The sequence below is a fragment of the Fodinibius salicampi genome (assembly GCF_039545095.1).
Classification (GTDB): Bacteria; Bacteroidota; Rhodothermia; order Balneolales; family Balneolaceae; genus Fodinibius; species Fodinibius salicampi.
This window is the reverse complement of sequence record NZ_BAABRS010000001.1, coordinates 680,802-703,947: the sequence shown is the minus strand read 5'-3', so window position 1 is coordinate 703,947 and position 23,146 is coordinate 680,802. Positions and strand designations below refer to the sequence as shown.

Genomic DNA, 23,146 nt, shown 5'->3' with positions numbered 1-23,146 from the left:
CAATTACTATTACCAGTCCATCTTGCTTTGCCAGCGATTGCGTAAATAGACGGCGATACCATTCATTATAAAAGTAATTAATAGTAACACAATAATAGCCGCTGCAGCATTTATTGCGAATTCGTGCTGGGGACGCGATACCCAGTTAAAAATCTGTATAGGCAGTACTGTAAATTCATCTAACGGTCCCCGTGGAGCAAAGGGAACGTAGGCCAATGCGCCTACCACAATAAGCGGGGCTGTCTCTCCCACGGCCCGGGAAAGGGCCAAAATAACACCTGTGAGAATACCCCCGAAAGAAGCTGGTAAAACTTGTTTCCAAATAGTCTGCCATTTGGATGCTCCCATAGCCAATGAAGCTTCCCTGATAGAACTTGGAACAGCACTAACGGCCTCACGTGTAGCTACAATTATAATAGGCAGAATTAACAGTGCCAACGTAAGAGCACCTGCGAGAATACTGCTCCCCATCTGCATCATCCGCACAAAAACCTGCAGACCAAGTAAACCGTAAATAATGGATGGGACTCCGGCCAAATTTGCAATGTTAATTTCCAATAGCTTGTTTAGCCGGGTTTTCTTTCCGTATTCCTCAAGATAAATGCCGGCGCCAACCCCAAGTGGAAAGGAAATAAGGGTGGTCAATACCAGTACCCAGAGGGTACCGATCCAAGCGGTATAAATCCCCGATTGATCCGCAAAACGGGAAGGCAGACTCATCATAAAATCCCAGCTTAGCCGGCTCAGTCCCATATATAATATAAATCCAAGAAAGATCGCCAACACAAGCAGGCAGGAAATAGTGGCCGTCAGTCCTATGGAACGAAAAATTTTATCTCTTGTACTGCCCTTATTATTCATAATGCTCCTGATATCGGTCTTTAATCCAGTAGCTAATGTTGTTTAAGATAAAAGTAAACACAAAAAGAGTAATTCCAGCTGCAAATATGGTCTGATAGGCCGTTGAACCGTGCGGCACATCTCCCATACTAATCTGTACAATGTAGGCGGTAATCGTTTCAATAGGCACCGTTGGATCTAAGGTAAAGCGTGGCTGATGGCCCGCTGCAATGGCTACAATCATGGTTTCACCAATGGCACGGGAAACCGCTAAAATAGCTGATACGATGATACCGGATGAAGCCGCCGGAACCATCACCCGAAATGCCGTTTGAAATTTTGTAGAACCCATTCCAAAAGAGGCCTGCCTAAGAGAATTCGGGACCGAGCTGAGGGCATCTTCACTGAGAGATGAAACAAAAGGAATGATCATAATCCCCATCACAATCCCCGGAGAAAGTGCATTAAAGCCGGATAACTCAGGGATAAATGTTTTTAGAAAAGGAGTTACAATCATGAGAGCGAAGAACCCGTACACCACGGTCGGCACCACGGCCAAAATCTCCAGTAAGGGTTTCAGAATTTTCCGAAACTTCTTGGTCGCATATTCATTCAGATAAATCGCAATGGTAAGTCCCATCGGCAGGGCAACCAAAATTGCGATGGTTGCCGTCAGGAATGTTCCGCTTAGCAGTGGTAAAATACCATAACTCTTTTGTGTGAAGAGCGGTGTCCACTCGGTAGCGGTAAAAAACTCAATAATGGATACTTCCTTGAAAAAGCTGAATGCCTCAATGGCCAGAATCAAAATAATACCGACCGTAGTAAGTATCGTGATTAAAGCACAGACTGCCAGTGCTTTTTCAATAATCTTTTCCTTCACCTTCATAGACAAAGCATTCGGAGTATCAGTCGGGAAGTTATTTTCCCCTTTATTATTGATTATTTACAGAGGCCGAATCTGAGGCTGTAAAAGCTTCAAATTTTTCCTTTTGTTTCTCATAAAGAGAATCCGGCATGGGAATGTAACCAATTTGTCTGGCTAATTCACCCGCATTATCCAGATAGAAATTTACAAACTGCTGGACGCTTTTCTTTTGAGCAGCTTGTTTGTTTACATAAATAAACAGCGGACGTGAGAGCGGATTATAGGTCCCGTTTGAAACGGTTTCCATAGTGGGCTTGACGACTTCTCCCTCATCGTTTTCCACGCCTACCAGTTTAAGGTCTTCGCTGTTCTCTTCGTAATAGGCCATCCCAAAGAATCCCAATGCATGTTGATCGGTACTTACACCCTGCACCAGCACGTTGTCATCCTCACTGGCAGTAAAGTCGCCCCGGCTGGCTCCACTTTCGCCTACAATTGCTTCTGTAAAGTAATCATAGGTACCTGAAGCAACACCCGGACCAAAAAGATGCAGTTCTTCATTTGGCCATTCTTCGCGCACATCGCTCCAGTGTGTAATTTCTCCCTGTGCTTCCGGTTCCCAGATCGTTTTCAATTCTTCTACCGTGAAAAGATCAACCCAGTCATTCTCTGGATGAACCACAACTGAAAGTCCGTCATAAGCTACTGACAGCTGTACATAATCCACTCCATTCTCTTCGGCCGTTTCTATTTCGCCCGGACTAATTTCTCGAGAGGCATTATTAATATCAGTATCACCCCGCAAGAATTTCTGAAAGCCTCCGCCTGTTCCGGATACCCCAACCGTAACGCGCAAGCGAGGAGCTTCAGATCGGAATTCCTCCGCTACTGCTTCCGAAATGGGAAATACCGTACTGGATCCGTCAATTTTAATCTCACCGGACATCTGATCATCAGAACCTCCGGATCCACAGGAAGTAATGAAGAGAGCTCCAACCAAAAATAACGCTGTATATATTTTTTTCATTATTATAGGATGTTTAGACTTTATATGTGTGCTGTCCTTAAAATTTGAGAAAGCTAAGGTAAGTTTTTGAAAGCAAAGTATTGTTAAGCTAATGTTAAATTTTTAATATGGATCTATAATAAATCTACATATACTATATAAGTATATGCTATTTAAATAGTTAAAATATTCATTTAGCAATTATTCTATTTCAGTTTTGCAGGAAGTCTGACTCCACCTAACAAATCCGGGTACTATGCGGGCCCTGGAATAAGATATGGGAATCCGACGCTTTTACTGTACCTTAACACCAATACTACCACTTAGTGCCTAAATTTTTATACATAGATGGATACAGAACCGAATAACAAGCTGGCCGTCCTTATTGATGCCGATAATGCTCAACCTTCCATTGTTGAGGGGATGCTGGCTGAAATTGCCAAGTTTGGAACCGCCAGTGTAAAACGTATTTACGGCGACTGGACCTCGAACCGACTCCGGGGCTGGAAGGAACATCTCCTCCAGTATTCTATCCAGCCTATCCAGCAGTTTGGCTATACCACCGGTAAGAATGCCACGGATAGCGCCATGATTATTGATGCCATGGATTTACTTTACACCGAAGAATTTGACGGTTTTTGCCTGGTTACCAGCGACAGTGACTTTACCAAGCTGGCAGCCCGCATCCGGGAATCGGGATTGACGGTTTATGGCTTTGGGGAAAAGAAAACACCTGATCCTTTTGTGGCCGCCTGCGACAAATTTGTTTATACGGAAGTCCTCAGAAGTGAAGACGAAAAAGATGAAAGCACCTCCATTGACCGGATGTCATCCCGGGAACTTAAACAGGATACCAAGCTCGTAAAACTAATCCGGAATGCCATTGAGGCTTCCTCTGATGAGAGCGGCTGGGCTCACCTAGGACAAGTTGGCAGCTATATTGCCAAGCAATCCCCGGAATTCGATCCCCGAAACTACGGCTACCGCAAGCTCGGTGAGCTGGTAGAAGCCGTCAAGCTGTTTCAGATAGAAGAGCGGTCCACCGGCCACGGACATGCAGCCGCCATTTATGTAAGAGACAAGCGAAAATAACCTTATCCCCTAGTTATTTAGCTCCTTGATTAAAAATTCCAAGACCTTTTTGGGAATTTAAAATGTTTCGGAATTCCATTCCTTCTCCCAGTGGACGTTTTAATACCTTTTCATAAAGAAACAGTATTGCAGACAACGCCTCGTTTTGCGTAGCAGCCGAGACCTTTCGTTCATTTGCAAGATAATTCAAATAAGTCTCCACTTCCTCCTCCCCCATCGAAAGCGGATGTTTAAGCTGGTGATATCTCACAAACCGAACAATCCATTTCGTATAGGCCTGTTCCGTACGATAACTGTAATTTTGTCTCCTGATTTCGGTACGCATTTTATTAAGCAATACTGATTTTGCCATCTTCCCTCCTGTTAATTTTAAGTCTGTTTTCTTAAGTAAGACCTAAAAAGAGACCAATCCTTACAAAAAATATTATGTCAATCTGTTATATGAACAAAAAAGGGGCGCTATGCATGATAATATCCCAGCATAATACGTTTTTTGTGTTTGAACGGTATTTTTAGCAAACTATGTCTTTGCACGATAATATCATTATGACATTGGCTTGTTTGTATAATTATAGGTTAGGCATTTCAAGTCGGACGCAGACGCGGCTTTAGTTTGGCTTCTTGCCAATATTTGTCGAAATGTGTAGCCTTTTACGAAAGAATAATCCCTGCGCCGCTTAAATGCCATCCCGCTTTACCCAAAAAATCAAGCCAGATCTGAATCAATTTGTAGGAGTCATACTATTCTACTCAATTATAATGGTTTGAATTGACATAGATTGATACTCATCATCGCGAAATGTGATAGTGGCTCCGACATTTTGATTTTTTGAAACTGGTATAGTTGAAGAAGAGCCTCCATAAATTAATTCACCAGTTTCTGAATCCAGATACAAAGTAGATAGTTTATTGTCGTCACTTCTGATCTGTATCATATCCATATGTAAATCAGTTTTTCTAAAGGGAGTAAATGAATCGGCTGTTGAATTAGGCACTCCCCCAAACCTCAAGATCAACGGTTCATCAACTATGTGATGCCTGCTTCACTTTTTGTATCAGAGGTACCAATGTTTATACTGGAGGGAAAAGTACCTACTCATGAGTGGCCAAGCAGTAAAGACCAAAGTCGCTACAAAATTATTTTTTCTTTGGCACATTTTGGTCCCGATGGCAAGGCTAACGGTCAGGAAATATTGCTTCAGGCAGTAAATAAAACACCTGTTCTTGAAGTCTGGATTAACCGTAAATCCCAACGTATCGAAAAGATATTTAATCCACCGGCTGATAAGTATTATGAGGGAATGCCCGTTCCGGTTTTCTAATCGAAGAGCCTATTACAAACGCTCGTTATTTTATCTTCTCCACCATTTCCCCGTCCTCATACCGCTCTTGGGTGATGATATTACCCTCTTTGTCGTATTCCGTCATAAGTCCCTGGTATACTTGGTCGCCGGTGTAGTTTACTTTAACGGAGAGCTGTCTGTTATTGTGCCACATGCGAATATTTCCCATTCCGTCTTCACTTTCAGTAGGAAAAACATCTTTATATACTAAATGATCATTGACATACATTTCTTGTAAGCGAGGGAACTTCTGATATATACCACTCTTTATTCGAATAGTGTCTCCATCTTTATATTGGACAGAACCGGTATTTAACCCGTCTTCGAAATATAGCTCCATATGCAGGCTGTCATTCTCGGTGTAATACACCTTTTGGGTTCCCGTGAAAGGCTCTCCGGAAGAAGTATAATGCGTGGCCAAAGGCTTCCCGAGCTCTTCAGAGAGCTCGCCATCAAAATGAAGTTCTGGATCATGGTATATTTTACTTGTTTTGGAATCTGAATAATCAGCTTTTTGGCTGCAGAACGTAAGCGTAAGCAAAGCCAGGAAAGGCCAGAGCAGAGCGGTCTTTGAACCTGATCGGAACGGTGAATACTGTCGAAACATCATGGGCAATCTCTTTTTTGTAAGTGAACAGATAATGCAGCTGGGGTAACTGTGATTGGAACCGGTTTTGGGGCAGGGTATTGTTCAAGCAGGCCATTCATAAAACCTTTTCCAGCTTCCGCAAATGCTGTATCAACTCTTCTTCGTTTTGTGGTATTTTTATTCTTTACTCTTGAAGTCTATGATTATTTCTATAAATGTAGTGTATAAAATAAAAATTTCAAATTATTATATAATCGTCGATTTACTCCAAATCTTTTCATAAACGCCTGAAAAGAATGTGGTTTTATGCGACCGGTATATACGAATAGCAAGTCGTATAAAATCCATATATACCCTTTATAAGCATAATAAAGGTATTTTCTGGATTTTATCAGACGGATGATATATAATAAATTAGTCGTATTATAGGGCATTTTCCATGTGCTCAAAGGATATCAAAATTATTTTCAGTTTTTGTCCAATTTCTCCTGACTTGTTTGTTATAAGAGTGAAGTTCATTATTCAATAATAATAACAACGAAAACTCAAGTACCATGGAAGAATTTCTTTTAATATTCAGACACGAAGATGGCAGTGAGGTGACTTCACCGGAACAAATGCAAAAATGGATGCAACAAACCATGGACTGGCTGGGAGATATCGCCGCTCAGGACAAATTGGTCAGCCAGGGAAATGGATTATCTTTTGACGACGCCAGAGTTGTCAAACATGACGATGTGGTAACTAATGGACCTTTTGGGGATATAAAAGAAACCATCGGCGGTTATATCATAGTCAGGGCAGAATCTGTCGATGAAGCTGTAAAATTTGCAAAAGGAAGCCCGGTATTGCAGGGGGAAGGCAATAGCGTAGAAGTACGCAAAATTGCTAAACACGAACAACCTGAATAATAATCTTGGCTTCTGCTCTGCTTGTTCAGGGCAGAAGCTATTTTTTTAAGATGGAACAAGAGATCATCCCTCATTTATTCAGAACAGAATTCAGCAAAATTACGGCTGTGCTCTGTAAACGCTTCGGCATCGCTCACATTGAAACGGCAGAAGACATTGCAAGTGAGACCTTTTTAGCAGCCGCAGAATCATGGAGCTATAAAGGAGTTCCTGAAAATCCTGCCGCCTGGCTTTAAAAGGTTGCAAAAAACAAAGCCCGGAATCACTTTAATCGTAGAGCTCTCTTCCAGAATAAAATTTCGAAACAGATAAAATATGCCGCTCCAAAAAGCAGGGAAGCAAACATCGACCTTTCTGATGAAAATATCTCGGACAGTCAGCTTCAGATGCTATTTACGGTTTGCCACCCTTCTATTTCTCAAAAACCGCAAATCGGACTGGCACTTCGGATTCTTTGTGGATTCGGCATTGAAGAGATTGCCGATGCCTTTTTAACCAACAAAGAAACCATTAATAAACGACTGTACAGAGCCAGAAAGAAATTGAGAGAAGAGAACGTGGACATTGAAGTGCCTAACGAAACCGAAATTGACAATCGTTTGGATACGGTATTGAGAACATTGTATTTACTCTTTAACGAAGGTTACTATTCAGAAAGCAATGATCTGGTCTTGAGAAAGGACCTGTGTCTTGAAGCGATGCGATTAACGTATTTACTTGCTGAAAACGAACAGACCAATAGACCTGCCGTAAATGCCCTGCTGGCACTTATGTGCTTTCACTCTTCTCGGTTTGAAGCCAGAAAAGATGACTATGGAACGATTATTTTGTATCAGGATCAGGACGAAACGTTATGGAATGAGAAATTAATTTCAAAAGGTGCCTATTACCTCAAGCAGGCATCACAAGGAAACAACGTCTCTAAATACCATTTGGAAGCAAGCATTGCCTGGTGGCATACAAATAAGGAAGGCACCAAAGAAAAATGGAAAAATATTCTGCAACTATATAATCAACTGCTGATTAAGGAATATTCACCCATTGCGGCACTCAACAGAACGTATGCCCTTTCAAAAATACATGGAAAAGAAGCTGCCATTGCCGAAGCCGAGAAACTGAAATTAACAGATAACCATTATTACTATACCCTTCTTGGAGAGCTCTACAAAGACACTGAGACCCAAAAGGCTAAGCAGTATTTCCAAAAAGCATTGTCTCTTGCCAAAACACAGACCGACAAACAGACTATTCTAGGAAAAATTGATAAGCTGTAGTTGTTTGGGGCAGGGTTATATTTTTTCTACAGTTTCCTTAAAAGGGAAATCTCAATCTGCCGGCATCCAAAATCTCCGCGGACTGGCGGATCAGGGTTATGCTCTCAATTGTTGGTGTCTTTAGTTTTCACTCCGCTCCCACTGTACTTCTAAGTACAGTGCGACTGGAGTAGTAAGTACAGTCGGTATGTAGTTATAACTACGGTCGGTACGTAGTAGTTACTCTCTGTGAGTATAGCGGGTTAAAAGGGTCTAGCCCTCTGACAATCTTTTGGCTTTTTAGCTCCCCGTTCATTATTTATCAAAAAACAATTTTTATTACGCACCTAATATACAGCCTACGTAGTTTGTTCATTGGTCTCCTACGCACCATAGCATGTATTCTAACACTTGGGAATGGGTGGTTAATGCTTCGCCGACGGTGCATGTAGTAGGCTGCAAGGTCGTTCAATACGATGCAAATTAATATAATAACTTACTTAAACAGAGGATGATGATGGGATTCTACAAATCTATAAGGCATAGGAACAGTGCTGGTTTTAACAAAAATAGCGAATCCCCATTCCGGGTTGATTCTGATTCAAAGCAAGTCAATGTAATGAATTCATTCGCTTGGGGATTGTTGTTTCTATTCCTCATCGCTGGAGTTGGTCTTTTAAACAGCCCCGTAAAAGCCCGGTCGGCTGACGTTAATGATCTTTCAGTTACCGTTACCCCACCGGAGGAGGTTGGCCTGTCAAGTGATCGATTAAAGCATCTCACCCGTGAGATAGAACATAACATTGAAGAGGGCCAGCTGGCCGGAAGCGTGGTACTCATTGCCCGGGACGGAGAAATCGCCTACCTGAATGCGTCCGGCATGCAAGACCTTGAGGAGAATATCCCCATGAAGGAAAACACCATCTTCCGCATTGCCTCCATGACTAAGCCTATCACAACGGCGGCTGTTATGATGCTCTACGAAGAAGGACGGTTTCTGCTCAACGATCCCGTTTCAAAATATATTCCCGCTTTTGAAAATGCCCGCGTGTTAGCGGATTCAGAAAACAGTACCAGTTCAGATCCGACAACGACACCAGCAGAAAATCCGGTCACTATTCGCGATCTGCTTACCCATACCTCGGGGCTAACTTACCACTGGGACAATAGACTCGGTCCGATTTATAATAAAAGGAGTAAAAACTATAATTGGCCTTTAAAGTCAACAGACAATCCCCATTTTTGATAAGAGAAATCTCTCCTTGCCTAACTGATATTAATACCCTTCCCGGGATTGTCTGCTACAGGCAGTATTGGACGATAGTTAGCATCCTTCAGCCAGACTACATGTTGCGGAGTAATAATTTCAAAGTCTGGATTGATGAGGTTAAAATTAGTATCCTAACCCTATCTGTAGTTTGCCTGGTGGCCTACCCCATCCGGGTATTCCGTAAAGCTAATAATAACAGCGATAGCTTCTTTAATCATACAGCATTTATTTAACACATGGATTTAAATATTGCAGCATGCCAGATCGAAGTCTCTCCGGGCCATCCGGATGAAAATACCAGGAAGATCATCCGCCATATTGAAGAAGCAAAAGCCAAGGGAGATGATATCGTAGTTTTTCCCGAGATGGCCGTACCGGGCTATATTATTGGCGATGAATGGCAAAATAAGGCATTTGTTACCGACTGCTACCGGTATAACGAACAGATCGTTGAATCGTCCGAAGGAATAGTAGTGGTATGGGGAAATGTAGATATAAATAAAGATGCCGCGGGGGAAGACGGAAGAATCCGAAAACTGAACACCGCCTTTGCCGCTCAGAACGGAAAGATGGTTGGAAAGTTCCACAAAACGCTGCATCCCAATTACCGGGAGTTCGAAGATGATCGCCACTTCTATTCTGCCCGGAAACTGTCCGCGGATAAGGATATTGCGATAGAGGATTTCTTGCAGCCGTTACAAGTAGATATCAATGGTGAACAGAGAACAATCGGCATTACCCTGTGTGAAGATATGTGGAGCGATGATTATGCTGCCGATCCTATCCAAATACTCTTGTCTAAGGGAGCGGAATGTATTATCAATATTTCCTGCTCCCCTTGGACCTGGCGGAAAAATGACAAGCGCCACCGGGTGGTAAAAGATCGTCTAAAAAATCATTCGGCACCGCTTATCTATGTGAATAATATTGGTATCCAGAATAATGGGAAAAATGTATACCTCTTTGATGGAGACACCACGGTCTATAATCCTAATGGATCGGTACGTAAAGTCGCAGAAGACTATAAAGAAGAAGTTTTACGGGTACCCCTGAATGGCGATCACCAAGAGGGGCAAAAGAAACCGGCACTTTCAGCGAACAAAGATAATGAAGAATTATTGGAGGGCTTGATATATGGAATTCAACAGTTTTTCGAACTGATCAATGCCTCAAAAGTGGTCATCGGCATAAGCGGTGGCGTCGACTCTTCCCTGAGCGCATATCTGCTCTGCAGGGCATTGGGAGCGGACAATGTGTATGCGGTAAATATGCCCTCGAAATTCAACTCGGATATCACGAAGGGACTCGCACAGGAGCTGGCCGAAACCCTTCATCTAAACTATGCGATTGTCCCCATACAGAAAGCTTTTGATTATACCGTCCAGCAGTTTGAAAACACTGAATTTACACGACTGGATGGCTCCGGCCAAACAACTGAGCTACCGCTCAATTCTTTGGTGCGGGAAAATATACAGGCCCGCGACCGGGGAAGCCGGATAATAGCCGGCATTGCCTCTGCCCTGGGGGCGGTGTTTGTGAATAACGGCAACAAAAGTGAGACGGCTACCGGCTATGCCACCATTTACGGGGATATTAACGGTGCCCTGGCTCCTATTGCGGATCTCTATAAAACCGAAGTCTATGACCTTTGCCGCCACATCAATTCCATCGAAGATGAGAATATTTTCCCCGACAAACTTTTTGATATCCCCGCTTCGGCCGAACTGAGTGATAAACAGAATATCGAGAATGGAGAAGGAGATCCCTTTGTCTATCCCTACCATGATCAGTTGCTGAAAGCCTTTATAGAATTCCGGCTCGATCCGGAAGATATACTCAGTTATTATAGGGATGGAAGCCTGGAAGAAAAGTTGGGTATAGAACCGGGCTTGGTATCTCAAATATTTGATAGCCACCAGGATTTTATAAAAGACCTGGAGCATACCTGGACACTTTTTAAAACCAATTATTTTAAACGTATCCAATCACCACCCATTATTGTGGTAAGCAAAAGAGCTTTTGGCTTTGATCTTCGGGAATCCCAAATCGGCGTTCATTTTACCCACAGGTACGGGGAGATAAAAGAAAAACTGCTAAAGGAAATATAATAATGCATCTCTCCCTCCTGTTTTGTATTGCAAATGCCATGCACATGGCTCGAAATATTCACTCTTCTGTTTCCCGTCTACGCATAATTGCACGAATCCAGAGTATACCAATACCAATAAAGGGAAGCGCATAAATTACAATAACAATCGGTCCGATTGAACCATCAGGGGTAGCTTCTACTTCGGAATTAAGCTCTCCTTCCCAATCCTGTCCTTCTATTATTACCCGCACCTTCCACATCTCCCCTTGATCGAACTCTACTTCAGCAAGATACCGGGCGCCATTTCTTACTTGTTGCGATTCCGCTGAATAAATTTTCTCTTCAAGTCTCCCGGAAGTAGGCGCAACGCCAACCTTAACCGCGGATATCTCCGGTAACTTTTCATTATCACCGGAGATGGGTTCCAGAACCACAAAAAAGGTCCCTATACCAATATCAGGATCGGTCCAAACCGTTACTAAATAAGGGCCTACCTCCTGGTCAACAATAATACGAAAAGGCGGTCCTTCATGGGCATCGGTCTTGGGTGCCCAAAGAATCAGGCAACAAATAAGAACCATGGCATAATACCATTTCCTTTTTCGAGTACTTACATTATCCTGAGGCGTATTCATTTAAGCTATTATTCCTTATTATTTTTCCTGATCAAGTTTCCGTCTATCCCCCGAGAAATGTACCCCGCATTTCCATAGGCTGGTTAAGCAACCATAACGCTGCACAAAATAATACTACGCAAAGAACGGCCCAGGGAATAAATGCCTGCCAGGGACGAGCCTTGTATTCTCTGAATGAGATACGATATGTCACTAAAAGTGAACCTAATAAACCCAAACTAAGAAAACCCAGTTCCAGTGGATATACGAGCTGTTCTGGTAATCCAGATAATTGCCAAGCTGGGGCTCCGAAAATAGGGATTCCCCAATCTGCAAGCATTTCCTGAATTACCGGAACAAAAGTCCATATACCAGTCAGGAAATGAAAACTGTAATGAGCGACCCATAAACCAAACCCAAAGGGAACCAGCGCATAGGAATAGCGCATAACCACGGGAAGCAGTTTTTCGCCGGTTGCGGTCCAGCTGCTGGTGCCATAAGCTGCCAGCCCCAACAAAACAATCGGTTCCACAACAAGCATCAAAAAAAACAGGGTGCCCAAGACCGTGGCTTCCGAGGTGGTATTCATGATTCCTGCAAGCCAGTTCTGAAATGCATAAACCGGACTAACCATCCCGAAGGCATTCAGCAACGCCCCGAACGTAAAAACTAGCGCCAACACGGACAGATCCTTGCGGTTTCCAAAACGTCCGATTCCAGACCGACGTGTGTCTGCCCACAGTTCGCTTCCCGGTACCTTCGTGGAAACGGCAACATTGTCGTGGGGACAGGCATGGACACAATCCATGCAAAAAGTACAATCCATGTTACCTACTTTCTTCGGCTGGAAAAGGGCAAGCTCACATCCCCGCTGAACAACCTTATCATGGTCGTTTGGATCACGAGTGCCTTTAATGCAGTCTTTTGTGGTACATTCCAAACAGGTATCAGGATCCGCTACCTTGACCTCAAGCGGAGAAACGGTGGAAGAGATAAAGTTAAACTGTCCGATCGGGCATACATATTTACAAAAGGAAGCCTTTTTAAAGAATGCATCCACAAGGAGTGCGGCCGAGAAATAAGCAATGATAAGCCAGGCTGTCCACCAGGGAGATCCCCACAAGTCAAAATACTCATAGGAAAATAGAATCAGAACAAATAATCCGATAGAAAGCCATTTGTTTCGTAGCCATCGCGGCCAGTTTCGTACGGGCTTGGAAAAGCGCCTTGCAAGCTCCCGCGGTAGCATAAACGGACAGGCCATACAGAAAAAGTTACCCGCTACCAGCAGTATTAGTACCAAGACACCACGGTAATGAACCCACGTAAGCAGCGTTGAAAGATTTCTGGGAGCTTGTTGCGGACCAAGCAACCCATGTAAAATCATTGCAAGGGCAATGATCAACATGATACTCTGCATAAACATGCGGGAGTGGCGCCAACGCAAAAAATCTCCGATGAGTGGAAGATCCAACAGGTTTGTTGCGGATCCGCCTTGCCCTGTAGGATTATTGTAGCCCATTACTGCCTGTTGTTATCCTGTTATTATTCCTTTGAACGAACTCCGGGTATTGTAATTTCTCGTTCCACAACCCGTTTATCACTAAGCGTTGAAGTTATGATAAAAAACCAATCACCGCCCATTGTAAAATCAAAATCAGCCGAATAATGTCCCGGTTTCACCTCTTCGGCAGTTACCACCACCGGTTTCATACCCGGATGTGACATATTCCCTTGCAGCTCAACTTTGGCCCCCTTTATCAATTGGTTCGTACTATCGGTTAGAGTGATATCCATCGTAGTTCTCCCAACCCTGGGCGGATCAGGTTCTACTTCCCAACTGAGGCTGATATCTGAATGTTTTTCCGCATTTGAAGCACATCCTGCTGTTAATGACCCAAATAGTAAAAGTAAAAATAAGAGACCCAATACCTGCGAATAGTTCTCTGACCAATGATTGCTATAAATACAACGGTACAAGTGATTCAAAGCTAATCAGTACCTCAAAACTATGATGAATTTGATGACGATTTAGGCTGTACCACACAGGAACATTTAATGTGTTGTTCCTCGCCGGGGGGCGGAAACATATGCAGATACATGGCTATAATCATTGGGATAAACACCGCCGTATTATAGATCAAATGCAGCTCAACACGTGGAATCACGAATTGTAAAATACTAACCGGAACCGGTGAGTTGGCTAAATTTTCGCCCACTATCGCCTGCCCCTGAAGCAATCCATGCTCAATATGATGCCAGAATTGAATCCAAAAAGAGACCATCCACCAGGTATAAGCGCTGCTGGTAAAGCCGGTGCGTAATATCCACAGCCCAATAAGCATTATCAGCGCATAGCCATAGTGTAAAAGTTCAGACGATACCATCCATGGGAACCAATAACCTAACACCCCCCGCGACTCCGGGATAGGCCAGCCAAGTCCCCAAATCTGATAGGCCTGTACCAAATGTTCGGCCCAGTGGGCAAGCACGATGGCCAGAAAAATCTGCAGGGCCCTCTCATGCCAGCCTACATTTAGCTTTTCTACCATGTCTGCATAAGAAGACTTCAATGCTGGTATCAATGCAATGGTGGGGTCACTTGCTGTTTGCTGCTGAGGCATTTTTACAACTCGATTGTTATGTTAAAAGGTTTAAAGAGGAAGAAATAATTCCAAAATATATTTTTACAATCCCTTCTTTTCTTCAAAGAGTATATAGGCAATTAGATAAAATTACAAGTAGGAAACAATAACTATTTACATAGAGATTTACTGCTGCTTGCCTGCACAAATTATTTTAGTTATTTATCTTTTCGTCGGTATGTACAACGGGATCATATTCAAAACCTAGAACAAAATGAAGGGATCGATAAAATCAAAGCATGGCAAACTGGCTTTTCAGTTTGCTTCGGCCATAACCAATGGTAATTTTTCTGAAGCCTATAGACTACTCTCAGAAGAACAACAAAACGAACTGAATCCTGAACGATTGGAAAAGGCATTTGAAAAAATGATTGAATACGGAAAGGGTCCGGTTCATCATATCGAGCTCATGAAAGAAATGACGGAATGGCCATCAAAAGAAGCAAAAGATGTTGGCTGGGCCTATGTGGCCATGGTCGGCGACGGATTTTCTGAGGCTGTGTCTGTGGTAGTATCCGAAGAGAACAAAAAGTACAAAATTCGGGAAATAGAATGGGGACGTCCATAGGGTAATGCTTGTACCAGCCATACTTTCTAAATTTGTTAATCAATTCATAAAGTTATAACCAAATGAATATCAGTTACTCACTATCAACACTTCTATTCAGCTTTTTTCTGCTTTCTATCGGATTTACGGCCTGCCAACAAAGCGATGAAGCCCCTGAAGAAACGTATCCCGTTATGACGGTCACCGGCGAAATTTCTTCGGAGGATATGGGGACCACCTTAATCCATGAACACGTGCTGGTCGACTGGATCGGTGCGGACAGTACCGGCTATCACCGGTGGGACCGCGATGCGGTGGTGGAGCGGGTTCTGCAATTTATAAATGAAGCGAAGAAACAGGGCGTCGAAACGATGCTGGAAACGACTCCGGCTTACCTGGGACGCGATCCTGTTTTACTGCAGCAGTTATCCAAGCGTTCGGGAGTGCAGATCCTCACCAATACCGGATATTACGGGGCTGTTGATAACAATTTTATGCCGGAACACGCCTGGGAAGAGACCGCCCGGGAGCTTGCTGACCGCTGGATTGATGAATTTGAAAATGGAATCGAGGACACGGGCATCCGTCCGGGCTTTATAAAAATTTCTGTCAAAGGCGAAGGGCCTTTATCCGAGCTGCACCAAAAGATTGTCCGGGCGGCAGGCCTTACCCATCAGGAAACGGGATTGACGATTGTTTCTCACTCTCCGGGCGACCAGCCGGCACAGGCGCAGGTAGATCTGCTTAAAGAGATGGACTTATCCCCTTCGGCCTGGGTATGGACCCATGCACAGGGAGGCACACTCGAAAAGCAGATTGAACTTGGTAAAGAAGGGGCCTGGATATCACTGGATAATTTCAGCTATGATCCATCTGTAGCAGCCGATAAAGAAGAGGAAGGCGAAGATGACAGTATCGATTGGTTTGTGGAACGTCTTACTGATCTTAAAGTAGCCGGCTTGTTAGACAGGGTGTTGATCTCCCACGATGCCGGCTATTACAATCCGGATGAGGAAAACGGCGGAGATTTCCGTGAGTACACCGATATCATTGAGTACCTCCTCCCTGCCCTTCGGGAAAATGGATTTACGGATGATGAAATCAATCAGCTGTTGGTCCGCAATCCGCAGGAAGCCTATGGCATACGGACGCGAACCGTCCAATAATCTTTGTTATATGGTAATGACCTGTTATCCTTTGTGTCTTGTAGATTATCCATTATGAATTCAGTATTCACTTAAAATGAAGAAATTATTGCTGCTTGGGACCGTTTTACTTTTCGTTACTCATTCTGGCAAAGCCCAAAATAATATTTACGGATATGTGGTTTCGTTGGAAACTGCTAAACCGATAAGTAATGCCACCATTTTTCTAAACGATAAGTATGGGTTATCACTTGGAGATTCACTCAGGGTGATATCAGATTCTACAGGATATTACAGGATTACTGGAATTGACACAAGCACTTATATCATAAATGCCTGGACAACATATACTGCAATGAATCAACGTTATGCTATGGTAATACAATCGAATAGAATTGAGGTTGATAGCACTCTCAATGTTGACTTTGTATTTTCAGAAAATGAATTTAAGTATAGTCTGCATTTGAGATCCCATCCAGGGGAACTATTTGATAAGAATAAAAAACGAACTTCTGATTCAGTTGCACGACAAGCTGTACGTTCACAATTATTTATCAACTCCCGTCGGGATACAATTGGGGCTAGCTTTATCGAAAGAATAGAATGAAGTTACTACGATCGGCCTGTGATTTTATATCAACAAAGACTGTAGCACGTGGAGCTACCATCCCAGATCGTTAACCGGCCAATTCCCAAGTCCCACACATGGCTTAATTTACTATCTCCCCTTTAGACGTACGGGTTGAACGACTGGGGGCTCGTCATCACCTTGCTTCACTTCCATTTATTAGTTAATCTTTCGATTTAAACTAATTCGACATTCCGGCGCCTGCCCCTTATGCGCCAGATCGTTATACTCAAAATTCAGATCGGATCTTCATTAATTCATTCGATTGGTAGTATTTACTCAAATTCTATTGTTTGAATTGACATAGAATGATACTCATCGTCGTGCAATGTGATCGTAGCGCCAACATTTTGAGTTTTTGAAACGGGTATAATTGAAGAAGAGCCTCCAAAAATTAATTCGCCAGTTTCTGAATCCAGATACAACGTAGATACTTCAGCATCATCACGTATTATCTGGATCAGTTCCATCTGTAAATCAGTCTCTCTAAATGGAGTAAAGAAATCGGCTGTTGAATTAGGCACTCCTCCATAACCTGGGGTAGGTGAATGTATGCCGGTTTCTCTTATCTTAAGACTTTTGAAGTTATTGACTTTGGATATCCATTTTGATTCACCCTGCAAATCATAACCAAAGAAATATCCATAATTAGCGAACAAGCCAACAATTGTGTTGGTAGTTTCATTACATGACAGAAACGTTCTTGATAAGTTTGCATCTGCAATTGGGTTACCTGAGTAGGAATTGTAAGTTTGACCAAACGAGTCTGTATGTTCACCGCTATCCACATTGAATGAATGTATTGAAGCGTCTTTGAATTGAAAAATAGACAGAGGGTCGTTCGGGGCACTCGGCGCATCCAGCGTTGATAAACTCATACCGCTCACATATATGTTATCCCTCAATACACATATATCAGCCGGAAGATTTAAGCCATGATAAATGGTATTTGTTGGTTCAAATTGCCCATATTCAGACCTTGAAAAGATCTCAATTTCATTCATTTCGAGCACATACAGGTTCTCATATGAGGGATCAAAATCCATTGCCCGCAGGTTAGTGAACTCACCCGGGCCTCTGCCCTCTCTGCCAATTGTGTAATGATAATTCCCGTCAAAATCATAGACCTCAATCGAGTTTGATTCAAGAGTTCTGGTATAGACGTACCCATTTCCGTCAATGGTTACATCCTCCAGCTCATATAGTTCTGAGCCAGAAGCATCTTGATCAATTGATGAGTGAATATTCCCGGAAAAATCGGGGATTTCCCGACTTTCTTGTGCTGCTTCTATATCAATTGTGAAACTAATGTTTTCATCAGGAGGCAATTTATCGGGTACCGGATGAATAACTTCATCTGGAACTGAATTGGATGTACAGCTTGCTAAAAAAAAGAATATGACGAACGGGAAAAGTCTTCTCATCTCCATAGATTAATTATGATTACAGCACTTTTATTTCAAGTAACGTCTCTAGATACGATCTTGAATTAACGGCAATTTATCAACTATTGCTATAAATTTTGGTATAACACGCTTTTCAAACGGACAAGCCTTGCCCGCTCCCCATTTTTTAGCTAACCTTTCTTTTACAAATAATTAAAAACTCCGGCGTCTGCCGATTATGCGTTTAGGACTTACATTGCATTTCCCCAAAAATCCAATTCTTCAACTAGGAAAAAAATAAAATGAAAGCTATTACAAAATCTAAATATGGAGGACAAAAAAATCTTCAATTAGAAGATGTTGAAAAACCTAATTTGAAGAGTAACCACATTCTGGTTAATGTTTTCAGCTAGTACCCTTTGGCTCAGTTTACCGCTGAAGTGAACACCACTGATTTAGAGACATTGTCAACGTTGATCAAGGAGGGTAAAATTAACGTTAATATTGATAAAACTTATTCTTATATAAAGAAATACCTAAAGTCATCAGCTATATTGAAAACATGCGTACCAAAGGAAAAGTAGCAATGGTTTGGGAAAACATTGATAACTGAAAAGATATTGATACTTTAAACTCAAAATCCCCCCCCCACAAAAAGAGAAATTTAAATCCACCGATAGCGGCTCGCCAAACCTCAGGCCGTTTTTATCCTCTTAACACGACGTGTTACGACCCTTAACCCCACGTGTTATGCCCCCTAACGGCTTTCTACTTAAAAATTAATCAACTATTCAGTAGTTATTACCTAGCTTTGATGTGTATATCTACATCTAAGATAGTACCAGTCGGAGACCTTAATCCTTAACTGATAACCGCTTATGAGAGATATTCTATGGATAACTTTTCTCATCCTGACGCTCTTGCTGTTCCAATACTGCTCAAACAGCGAAGCACCCTATGCCTGTACGGATGAGTTTGTCATACATACGATAACCGTTCTTGGGCCCAATGAAGAACCCGCGGATTCTGTTGAAATTGAGGTGACGAATAAGCAGACCGGTAATGAATATGATATTTGTGAAAATAATAACTGCTATGAATTTAATACCGGAACCTATACCATTATGCATGATGGTTTCTTTGGAGAGTTAAGTGAAACCAAAGAAATTGTTTTGGTTAAAGGCACAAAAGAAAGTCTTCATTTTAGCGAAGAATACGCTTTTCGCAGTGGCCCCTGCCACGTAGAGAAACTGGCCGGTACCGATACGGTATCTCTATCTCCAGATGAATAATATTATTTCTACATACCTCCCTCCTGTTTTTTATTTGCCTCTTGATTAGAGATCATTTTTATTATGCAGTAACTTATTTTAGTTAACTGCCAATAACCGTTCAGGTCGGTTATTGAACGCATAAATAAACCACAAACAAATCACATATATTCGTGGATACCCTACAATCTCTTTTAGATCAAAATAAAGAATGGGCGAAAACGCAAAAGGAAAAGAATCCAGAGCTTTTTGAACGCCTCTCAAAAGGACAACAGCCGAACTTGCTTTGGATTGGCTGTTCAGACAGTCGTGTACCGGCCAACCAAATCATGGACCTGCCGCCGGGCGAAATGTTTGTCCACCGCAATATTGCAAATATGGTGGTTCATTCTGATCTGAACCTGCTTTCTGTACTCCAATATGCCGTTGAAGCGCTTGAGGTTGAGCATATTGTAGTATGTGGTCACTACGGATGCGGCGGCGTTAAGGCAGCCCTTGAGGATCAGAAACTGGGCCTTATTGATAACTGGCTCGAATATATCCGGGATGTGGCCCGCTTGCACAGCGATCAGCTGCAGGTCCTGTCATTTGACGAAAAGCATGATCTCCTCTGTGAGCTAAACGTGCAGGAGCAAGTAAAAAATATAGCAGAGACGAATATTGTTACCGACGCCTGGGAGCAGCGAGATAATTTAACGGTTCACGGCTGGATCTATAATCTCGAGAATGGACGGCTAAAGGATCTGGATGTCTCTGTAAAATCAACGGGATAACTTTCATATCCCACCAAGTAAGTATTCTAATAAAGGCGTGGGAATATCCTCACGCCTTTATTATTGCAGATCCTTAATATCATTAATTGGTTGACTCTGCTCCGCGGTCAAGGTATTCGTCATTGAGCTGGGTGTGGCGACTCACCATCGGTATCTTATATCCGCGAATAAACACCTGCTCAATCTGACTCATCGGCTCAAAGGGATCTCCATCCGACAGAAAAAGATTAGCCTGCTTTCCGGCCTCAATACTGCCCAGCTTATCCTCCACTCCAAAAATTTCAGCTGCATTTAGCGTAATAGCCTTCAGCGCTTCCTCCTTTCCAAGTCCATAGGTAGCCGCGTACCCGGCATGGTACGGGGCATTTCGTACATTCTCCACTTCTCCGGTGGCAATGGCCACCTTCACTCCCGCTTCGTGCAGCATCCCCGGATTTTGGTACGGACGCTGATAGTTATCGTAATCGCGTTCCGGGGTATACAGCGTGGCAACCAGTGCCGGCAATCCGGACTCAGCAATTTCATCCGCTACGCGCCACCCTTCCTTGACGCCGGCTAATATGAAACGAACATCCGGATGCTTCTGTGTCCATTCAATGGCATTCAGGATATCCTGTTTTCGATCTACGGATATGACGACCGGAACGTCCCCGCTAAGCACCTCCCGCATCGCCTCCATTTTTTTATCCGCATCCGGCTGTTCTTTGTTAGAAGGGTCTTCTTCGTAAGCGGATACCATCTTGTCATAAAAAACCGCCTTCTCCCAAAACTCATTCAGTTCTTTCAGATCCTCTTCATACTCCTCTTGAACCTTCTCATCACTGCGATCGTCCCACGAACCACCTTTCTGAGCCGAAGGCCAATTCAGGTGCAGCCCGGCATTGGGACTTACCGCCATGGAATCAGGCGAATAGCCATAAAGATCAATAAGCGTAGCCTTCCCGGACAGCCGTCCCGATACAGGCAGAGAAATGACGTGCGTGACCCCATTCACGCGCGTTACCGGAATACTTGCGCTGCTGGGATTGATAGCCGTAAAAGCACGCACATGCGGATTATAAGCCCCCAGCTCAGCCTGATCGTTAGTCACCTCCACGGCCCCGATTTCCTGGAGTCCGAGTTGGGTACCAGAATCCATAAAGCCCGGATACAGATGTTTTCCTTCTGCATTAATACGCTGATATTCGGTAGTTATCTTCGCATTCTTACCTACAAATTCGATCTTTTCACCGTTAATGAGAACAACGCCATTTTCAATAACACCATCAGAAACCGTATGGATGGTAGCATTGGTAATGGCAAACTTACCGAATTCCGCTTTCTCAGTAATTTGTGCCTGTGCGCCTGCTGCAATCAAAAGCAGCAACACACAGCCCGTATAAATTCGCTTATAATACTTCATCATTATTTCTGTATATCTCGTAATTTGGATTCGCATATCTATCTGCTTCTAAAGCTCCATTCCGTTTTCATTAAAGCGGATCTCAGCGCCTCGCAGGCAACTGTCTCCATGCCGACCGCTTTCCTCATACCAGCGGCGTGAAGCCTCGTCATAGTCGGTTTCCGGATCTATCTTCACCCGCATATCATCGGGATCTTCTTCGCGGTCAAAGTACTTCTTCCCGTCCACAAAAGTTTTTTCAGCGATACTGTAGATACTCAGCGGATGGCCGCTCCAGATAGCTACATCTCCGTGCTTGCCCTCTTCAATGCTGCCCACCTTATCATCTATACCAAGCTGTTCAGCGGGATTGATGGTAATCATCTTCAGGGCGTCCTCTTTGGAGGTTTCGCCGTAGTGTACCGTCTTGGCCGCCTCGTGATTAAGGTGACGAATAAGCTCACCACTGTCGGAGTTGATGCTGTTTTTAACTCCATTTTCATTAAGAATGGAAGCGTTATACGCCGTTGAGTAGTACACCTCGAACTTATAAGCCCACCAATCGGAAAATACCGAGGTATAGGCATTATTCTTCCGAAGCTCGGGTGCTATTTTATAAGCCTCATTTGCATGCTGGAAAGTATAATTTTCGATACCGTAATCATCGAAAACGCGCATCAGCATCATAATTTCATCCGCCCGGTACGAATGACAATGCACCCATATCTCTCCTTCCAGGATATCGACGAGCACCTCCATTCGAGCATTACGGGCTACCGGCACCGGTGGATTATCCCTGTTACCGCTTTCATAGGCCTCCTTGGCCTCAAGGTATTGCTGTCGGTTACGCTTATAATCCAATGCTTCCTCAAAATGATCGCGAATCACCTGCTCAACTCCCATACGCGTACGCGGCTGAACATTAAAATTCTGTCCGTGGACCCGTGTCGGGTTTTCTCCAAGTGCAAACTTGATGGTCCGCGGGGCTCCGTCAAACCTTAGGGCATCCATATCCGCCCCATACCGGAGTTTCAGAGTCTCATTTTGTCCCCCGATTACATTGGCTGATCCGTGCATCAGGTGAATACTGGTTACGCCGCCGGCTAGTGCCCAATACATGTTTATGTCATTGGGATCAATAGATTCCTCCATGGATACTTCGGCCGTAACCGGGTGTGTCCACTCATTCACATCCTCGGCTGCGATGTGTGAATGGGCGTCAACAATCCCGGGCATCACATACTTTCCGGAGGCATCAATAGTCTCTACACCATCCGGCGCTTCTATTCCCTCCCTGATTTCAGTAATGATACCCTCCTCAATAAGAACGTCCGTATTTTCTTTGGTTCCATCGGTAATCGTGATTACCGTTCCATTCGTAATAAGAACCGATCCTTTTTCCTGGGCATAACCATTGTGCCCCAATACTAACAACACAATACAGCTAAGTAGTATAAACTTCTTCATAATTCTAGATCAAAACTGTTTAGAAAATT

23 protein-coding genes and 1 pseudogene are annotated in these 23,146 nt (G+C 43.3%); 11 read left to right on the top strand and 13 right to left on the bottom strand.

Annotated elements, in window-relative coordinates; genetic code table 11:
* Positions 1 to 9 precede the first annotated feature (9 nt).
* The 3 genes from pstA to ABEB05_RS02890 are packed head-to-tail and all read right to left on the bottom strand — an operon-like array spanning position 10 to position 2,735.
* Positions 10 to 861, bottom strand: coding sequence for a phosphate ABC transporter permease PstA (gene pstA, locus ABEB05_RS02900; protein WP_265787370.1), 852 nt, complete (start codon positions 859 to 861; stop codon positions 10 to 12).
* A complete protein-coding gene (pstC, locus tag ABEB05_RS02895) occupies positions 854 to 1,729 on the bottom strand; it encodes a phosphate ABC transporter permease subunit PstC (protein ID WP_265787368.1) in 876 nt (291 codons plus the stop codon). Before pstC ends, pstA begins: the two co-directional genes overlap by 8 nt.
* A 46-nt stretch (positions 1,730 to 1,775) precedes the next feature.
* The gene (locus ABEB05_RS02890; protein WP_265787366.1) at positions 1,776 to 2,735 is read right to left on the bottom strand and encodes a PstS family phosphate ABC transporter substrate-binding protein; all 960 of its coding nucleotides are present in this window, start codon (positions 2,733 to 2,735) and stop codon (positions 1,776 to 1,778) included.
* Between the two features lie 327 nt (positions 2,736 to 3,062).
* Between ABEB05_RS02890 and ABEB05_RS02885 the strand changes: the two genes are divergently transcribed.
* Complete coding sequence (locus tag ABEB05_RS02885) at positions 3,063 to 3,806, top strand: NYN domain-containing protein (RefSeq protein WP_265787364.1); 744 nt, start codon at positions 3,063 to 3,065, stop codon at positions 3,804 to 3,806.
* Positions 3,807 to 3,819: 13 nt separating this feature from the next.
* On the opposite strand, the gene ABEB05_RS02880 is transcribed toward ABEB05_RS02885, so the two are convergent.
* Both ABEB05_RS02880 and ABEB05_RS02875 read right to left on the bottom strand, forming a co-directional pair.
* Positions 3,820 to 4,158 (bottom strand): site-specific integrase, encoded by a 339-nt coding sequence (locus ABEB05_RS02880; protein ID WP_265787362.1) that lies wholly within the window; start codon positions 4,156 to 4,158, stop codon positions 3,820 to 3,822.
* A 394-nt stretch (positions 4,159 to 4,552) separates the two neighbouring features.
* Entirely contained in the window at positions 4,553 to 4,741 is a 189-nt protein-coding gene (locus tag ABEB05_RS02875) for a hypothetical protein (RefSeq protein WP_265787360.1), read from the bottom strand.
* Positions 4,742 to 4,840: 99 nt separating this feature from the next.
* On the opposite strand from ABEB05_RS02875, the gene ABEB05_RS02870 reads away from it, so the two are divergent.
* A complete protein-coding gene (locus ABEB05_RS02870; RefSeq protein WP_265787359.1) occupies positions 4,841 to 5,128 on the top strand; it encodes a hypothetical protein in 288 nt (95 codons plus the stop codon).
* A gap of 25 nt (positions 5,129 to 5,153) precedes the next feature.
* On the opposite strand, the gene ABEB05_RS02865 is transcribed toward ABEB05_RS02870, so the two are convergent.
* Positions 5,154 to 5,759 (bottom strand): toxin-antitoxin system YwqK family antitoxin, encoded by a 606-nt coding sequence (locus ABEB05_RS02865; RefSeq protein ID WP_265787357.1) that lies wholly within the window; start codon positions 5,757 to 5,759, stop codon positions 5,154 to 5,156.
* Positions 5,760 to 6,292: 533 nt separating this feature from the next.
* Between ABEB05_RS02865 and ABEB05_RS02860 the strand changes: the two genes are divergently transcribed.
* The 4 genes and pseudogenes from ABEB05_RS02860 to nadE all read left to right on the top strand — a co-directional run bounded on the left by ABEB05_RS02860 (position 6,293) and on the right by nadE (position 11,280).
* On the top strand, positions 6,293 to 6,649 hold the full coding sequence (locus ABEB05_RS02860) for a YciI family protein (RefSeq protein WP_265787355.1): 357 nt from the start codon (positions 6,293 to 6,295) through the stop codon (positions 6,647 to 6,649).
* Between the two features lie 50 nt (positions 6,650 to 6,699).
* Positions 6,700 to 7,923 (top strand): annotated as a pseudogene (locus ABEB05_RS02855) (RNA polymerase sigma factor).
* Positions 7,924 to 8,521: 598 nt separating this feature from the next.
* Positions 8,522 to 9,148: a serine hydrolase domain-containing protein gene (locus ABEB05_RS02850; protein ID WP_265787351.1), complete on the top strand. Its 627-nt coding sequence runs from the start codon at positions 8,522 to 8,524 to the stop codon at positions 9,146 to 9,148.
* A 260-nt stretch (positions 9,149 to 9,408) separates the two neighbouring features.
* Positions 9,409 to 11,280 (top strand): NAD(+) synthase, encoded by a 1,872-nt coding sequence (nadE, locus tag ABEB05_RS02845; RefSeq protein ID WP_265787350.1) that lies wholly within the window; start codon positions 9,409 to 9,411, stop codon positions 11,278 to 11,280.
* Positions 11,281 to 11,338: 58 nt separating this feature from the next.
* Here nadE and ABEB05_RS02840 read toward each other — a convergent pair whose 3' ends face one another.
* Genes ABEB05_RS02840 through ABEB05_RS02825 form a run of 4 tightly spaced genes read right to left on the bottom strand, consistent with a single transcriptional unit; the run spans position 11,339 to position 14,499 of the window.
* The gene (locus tag ABEB05_RS02840; RefSeq protein WP_265787349.1) at positions 11,339 to 11,896 is read right to left on the bottom strand and encodes a hypothetical protein; all 558 of its coding nucleotides are present in this window, start codon (positions 11,894 to 11,896) and stop codon (positions 11,339 to 11,341) included.
* Between the two features lie 43 nt (positions 11,897 to 11,939).
* The gene (locus ABEB05_RS02835) at positions 11,940 to 13,397 is read right to left on the bottom strand and encodes a 4Fe-4S binding protein (protein ID WP_265787347.1); all 1,458 of its coding nucleotides are present in this window, start codon (positions 13,395 to 13,397) and stop codon (positions 11,940 to 11,942) included.
* Between the two features lie 23 nt (positions 13,398 to 13,420).
* Positions 13,421 to 13,855, bottom strand: coding sequence for a FixH family protein (locus tag ABEB05_RS02830; protein ID WP_265787346.1), 435 nt, complete (start codon positions 13,853 to 13,855; stop codon positions 13,421 to 13,423).
* 29 nt (positions 13,856 to 13,884) lie between these two features.
* Positions 13,885 to 14,499 carry a hypothetical protein gene (locus ABEB05_RS02825; RefSeq protein WP_265787345.1) on the bottom strand — a complete coding sequence of 205 codons (615 nt, stop codon included), beginning with the start codon at positions 14,497 to 14,499 and terminating at the stop codon, positions 13,885 to 13,887.
* A gap of 235 nt (positions 14,500 to 14,734) precedes the next feature.
* Here ABEB05_RS02825 and ABEB05_RS02820 point away from each other — a divergent pair, with 235 nt between their 5' ends.
* From ABEB05_RS02820 to ABEB05_RS02810, 3 genes are all read left to right on the top strand, one after another.
* Complete coding sequence (locus ABEB05_RS02820; RefSeq protein WP_265787344.1) at positions 14,735 to 15,088, top strand: hypothetical protein; 354 nt, start codon at positions 14,735 to 14,737, stop codon at positions 15,086 to 15,088.
* A 62-nt stretch (positions 15,089 to 15,150) separates the two neighbouring features.
* Positions 15,151 to 16,233 carry a phosphotriesterase family protein gene (locus ABEB05_RS02815; protein ID WP_265787343.1) on the top strand — a complete coding sequence of 361 codons (1,083 nt, stop codon included), beginning with the start codon at positions 15,151 to 15,153 and terminating at the stop codon, positions 16,231 to 16,233.
* A 76-nt stretch (positions 16,234 to 16,309) separates the two neighbouring features.
* Positions 16,310 to 16,819, top strand: coding sequence for a peptidase associated/transthyretin-like domain-containing protein (locus ABEB05_RS02810; protein WP_265787342.1), 510 nt, complete (start codon positions 16,310 to 16,312; stop codon positions 16,817 to 16,819).
* Positions 16,820 to 17,115: 296 nt separating this feature from the next.
* Here the strand turns inward: ABEB05_RS02810 and ABEB05_RS02805 are convergent, their stop codons facing one another.
* The gene (locus ABEB05_RS02805) at positions 17,116 to 18,270 is read right to left on the bottom strand and encodes a 6-bladed beta-propeller (protein WP_265787339.1); all 1,155 of its coding nucleotides are present in this window, start codon (positions 18,268 to 18,270) and stop codon (positions 17,116 to 17,118) included.
* 833 nt (positions 18,271 to 19,103) lie between these two features.
* Here ABEB05_RS02805 and ABEB05_RS02800 point away from each other — a divergent pair.
* A complete protein-coding gene (locus ABEB05_RS02800; RefSeq protein ID WP_265787337.1) occupies positions 19,104 to 19,517 on the top strand; it encodes a hypothetical protein in 414 nt (137 codons plus the stop codon).
* 152 nt (positions 19,518 to 19,669) lie between these two features.
* Positions 19,670 to 20,269, top strand: a complete 600-nt coding sequence (gene can, locus ABEB05_RS02795) for a carbonate dehydratase (protein WP_265787335.1) — start codon at positions 19,670 to 19,672, stop codon at positions 20,267 to 20,269.
* An 82-nt stretch (positions 20,270 to 20,351) separates the two neighbouring features.
* Here the strand turns inward: can and ABEB05_RS02790 are convergent, their stop codons facing one another.
* Both ABEB05_RS02790 and ABEB05_RS02785 read right to left on the bottom strand, forming a co-directional pair.
* Positions 20,352 to 21,707: an amidohydrolase family protein gene (locus ABEB05_RS02790; RefSeq protein WP_265787333.1), complete on the bottom strand. Its 1,356-nt coding sequence runs from the start codon at positions 21,705 to 21,707 to the stop codon at positions 20,352 to 20,354.
* A gap of 12 nt (positions 21,708 to 21,719) precedes the next feature.
* A complete protein-coding gene (locus tag ABEB05_RS02785) occupies positions 21,720 to 23,117 on the bottom strand; it encodes an amidohydrolase family protein (protein WP_265787331.1) in 1,398 nt (465 codons plus the stop codon).
* Positions 23,118 to 23,146: the final 29 nt, after the last annotated feature.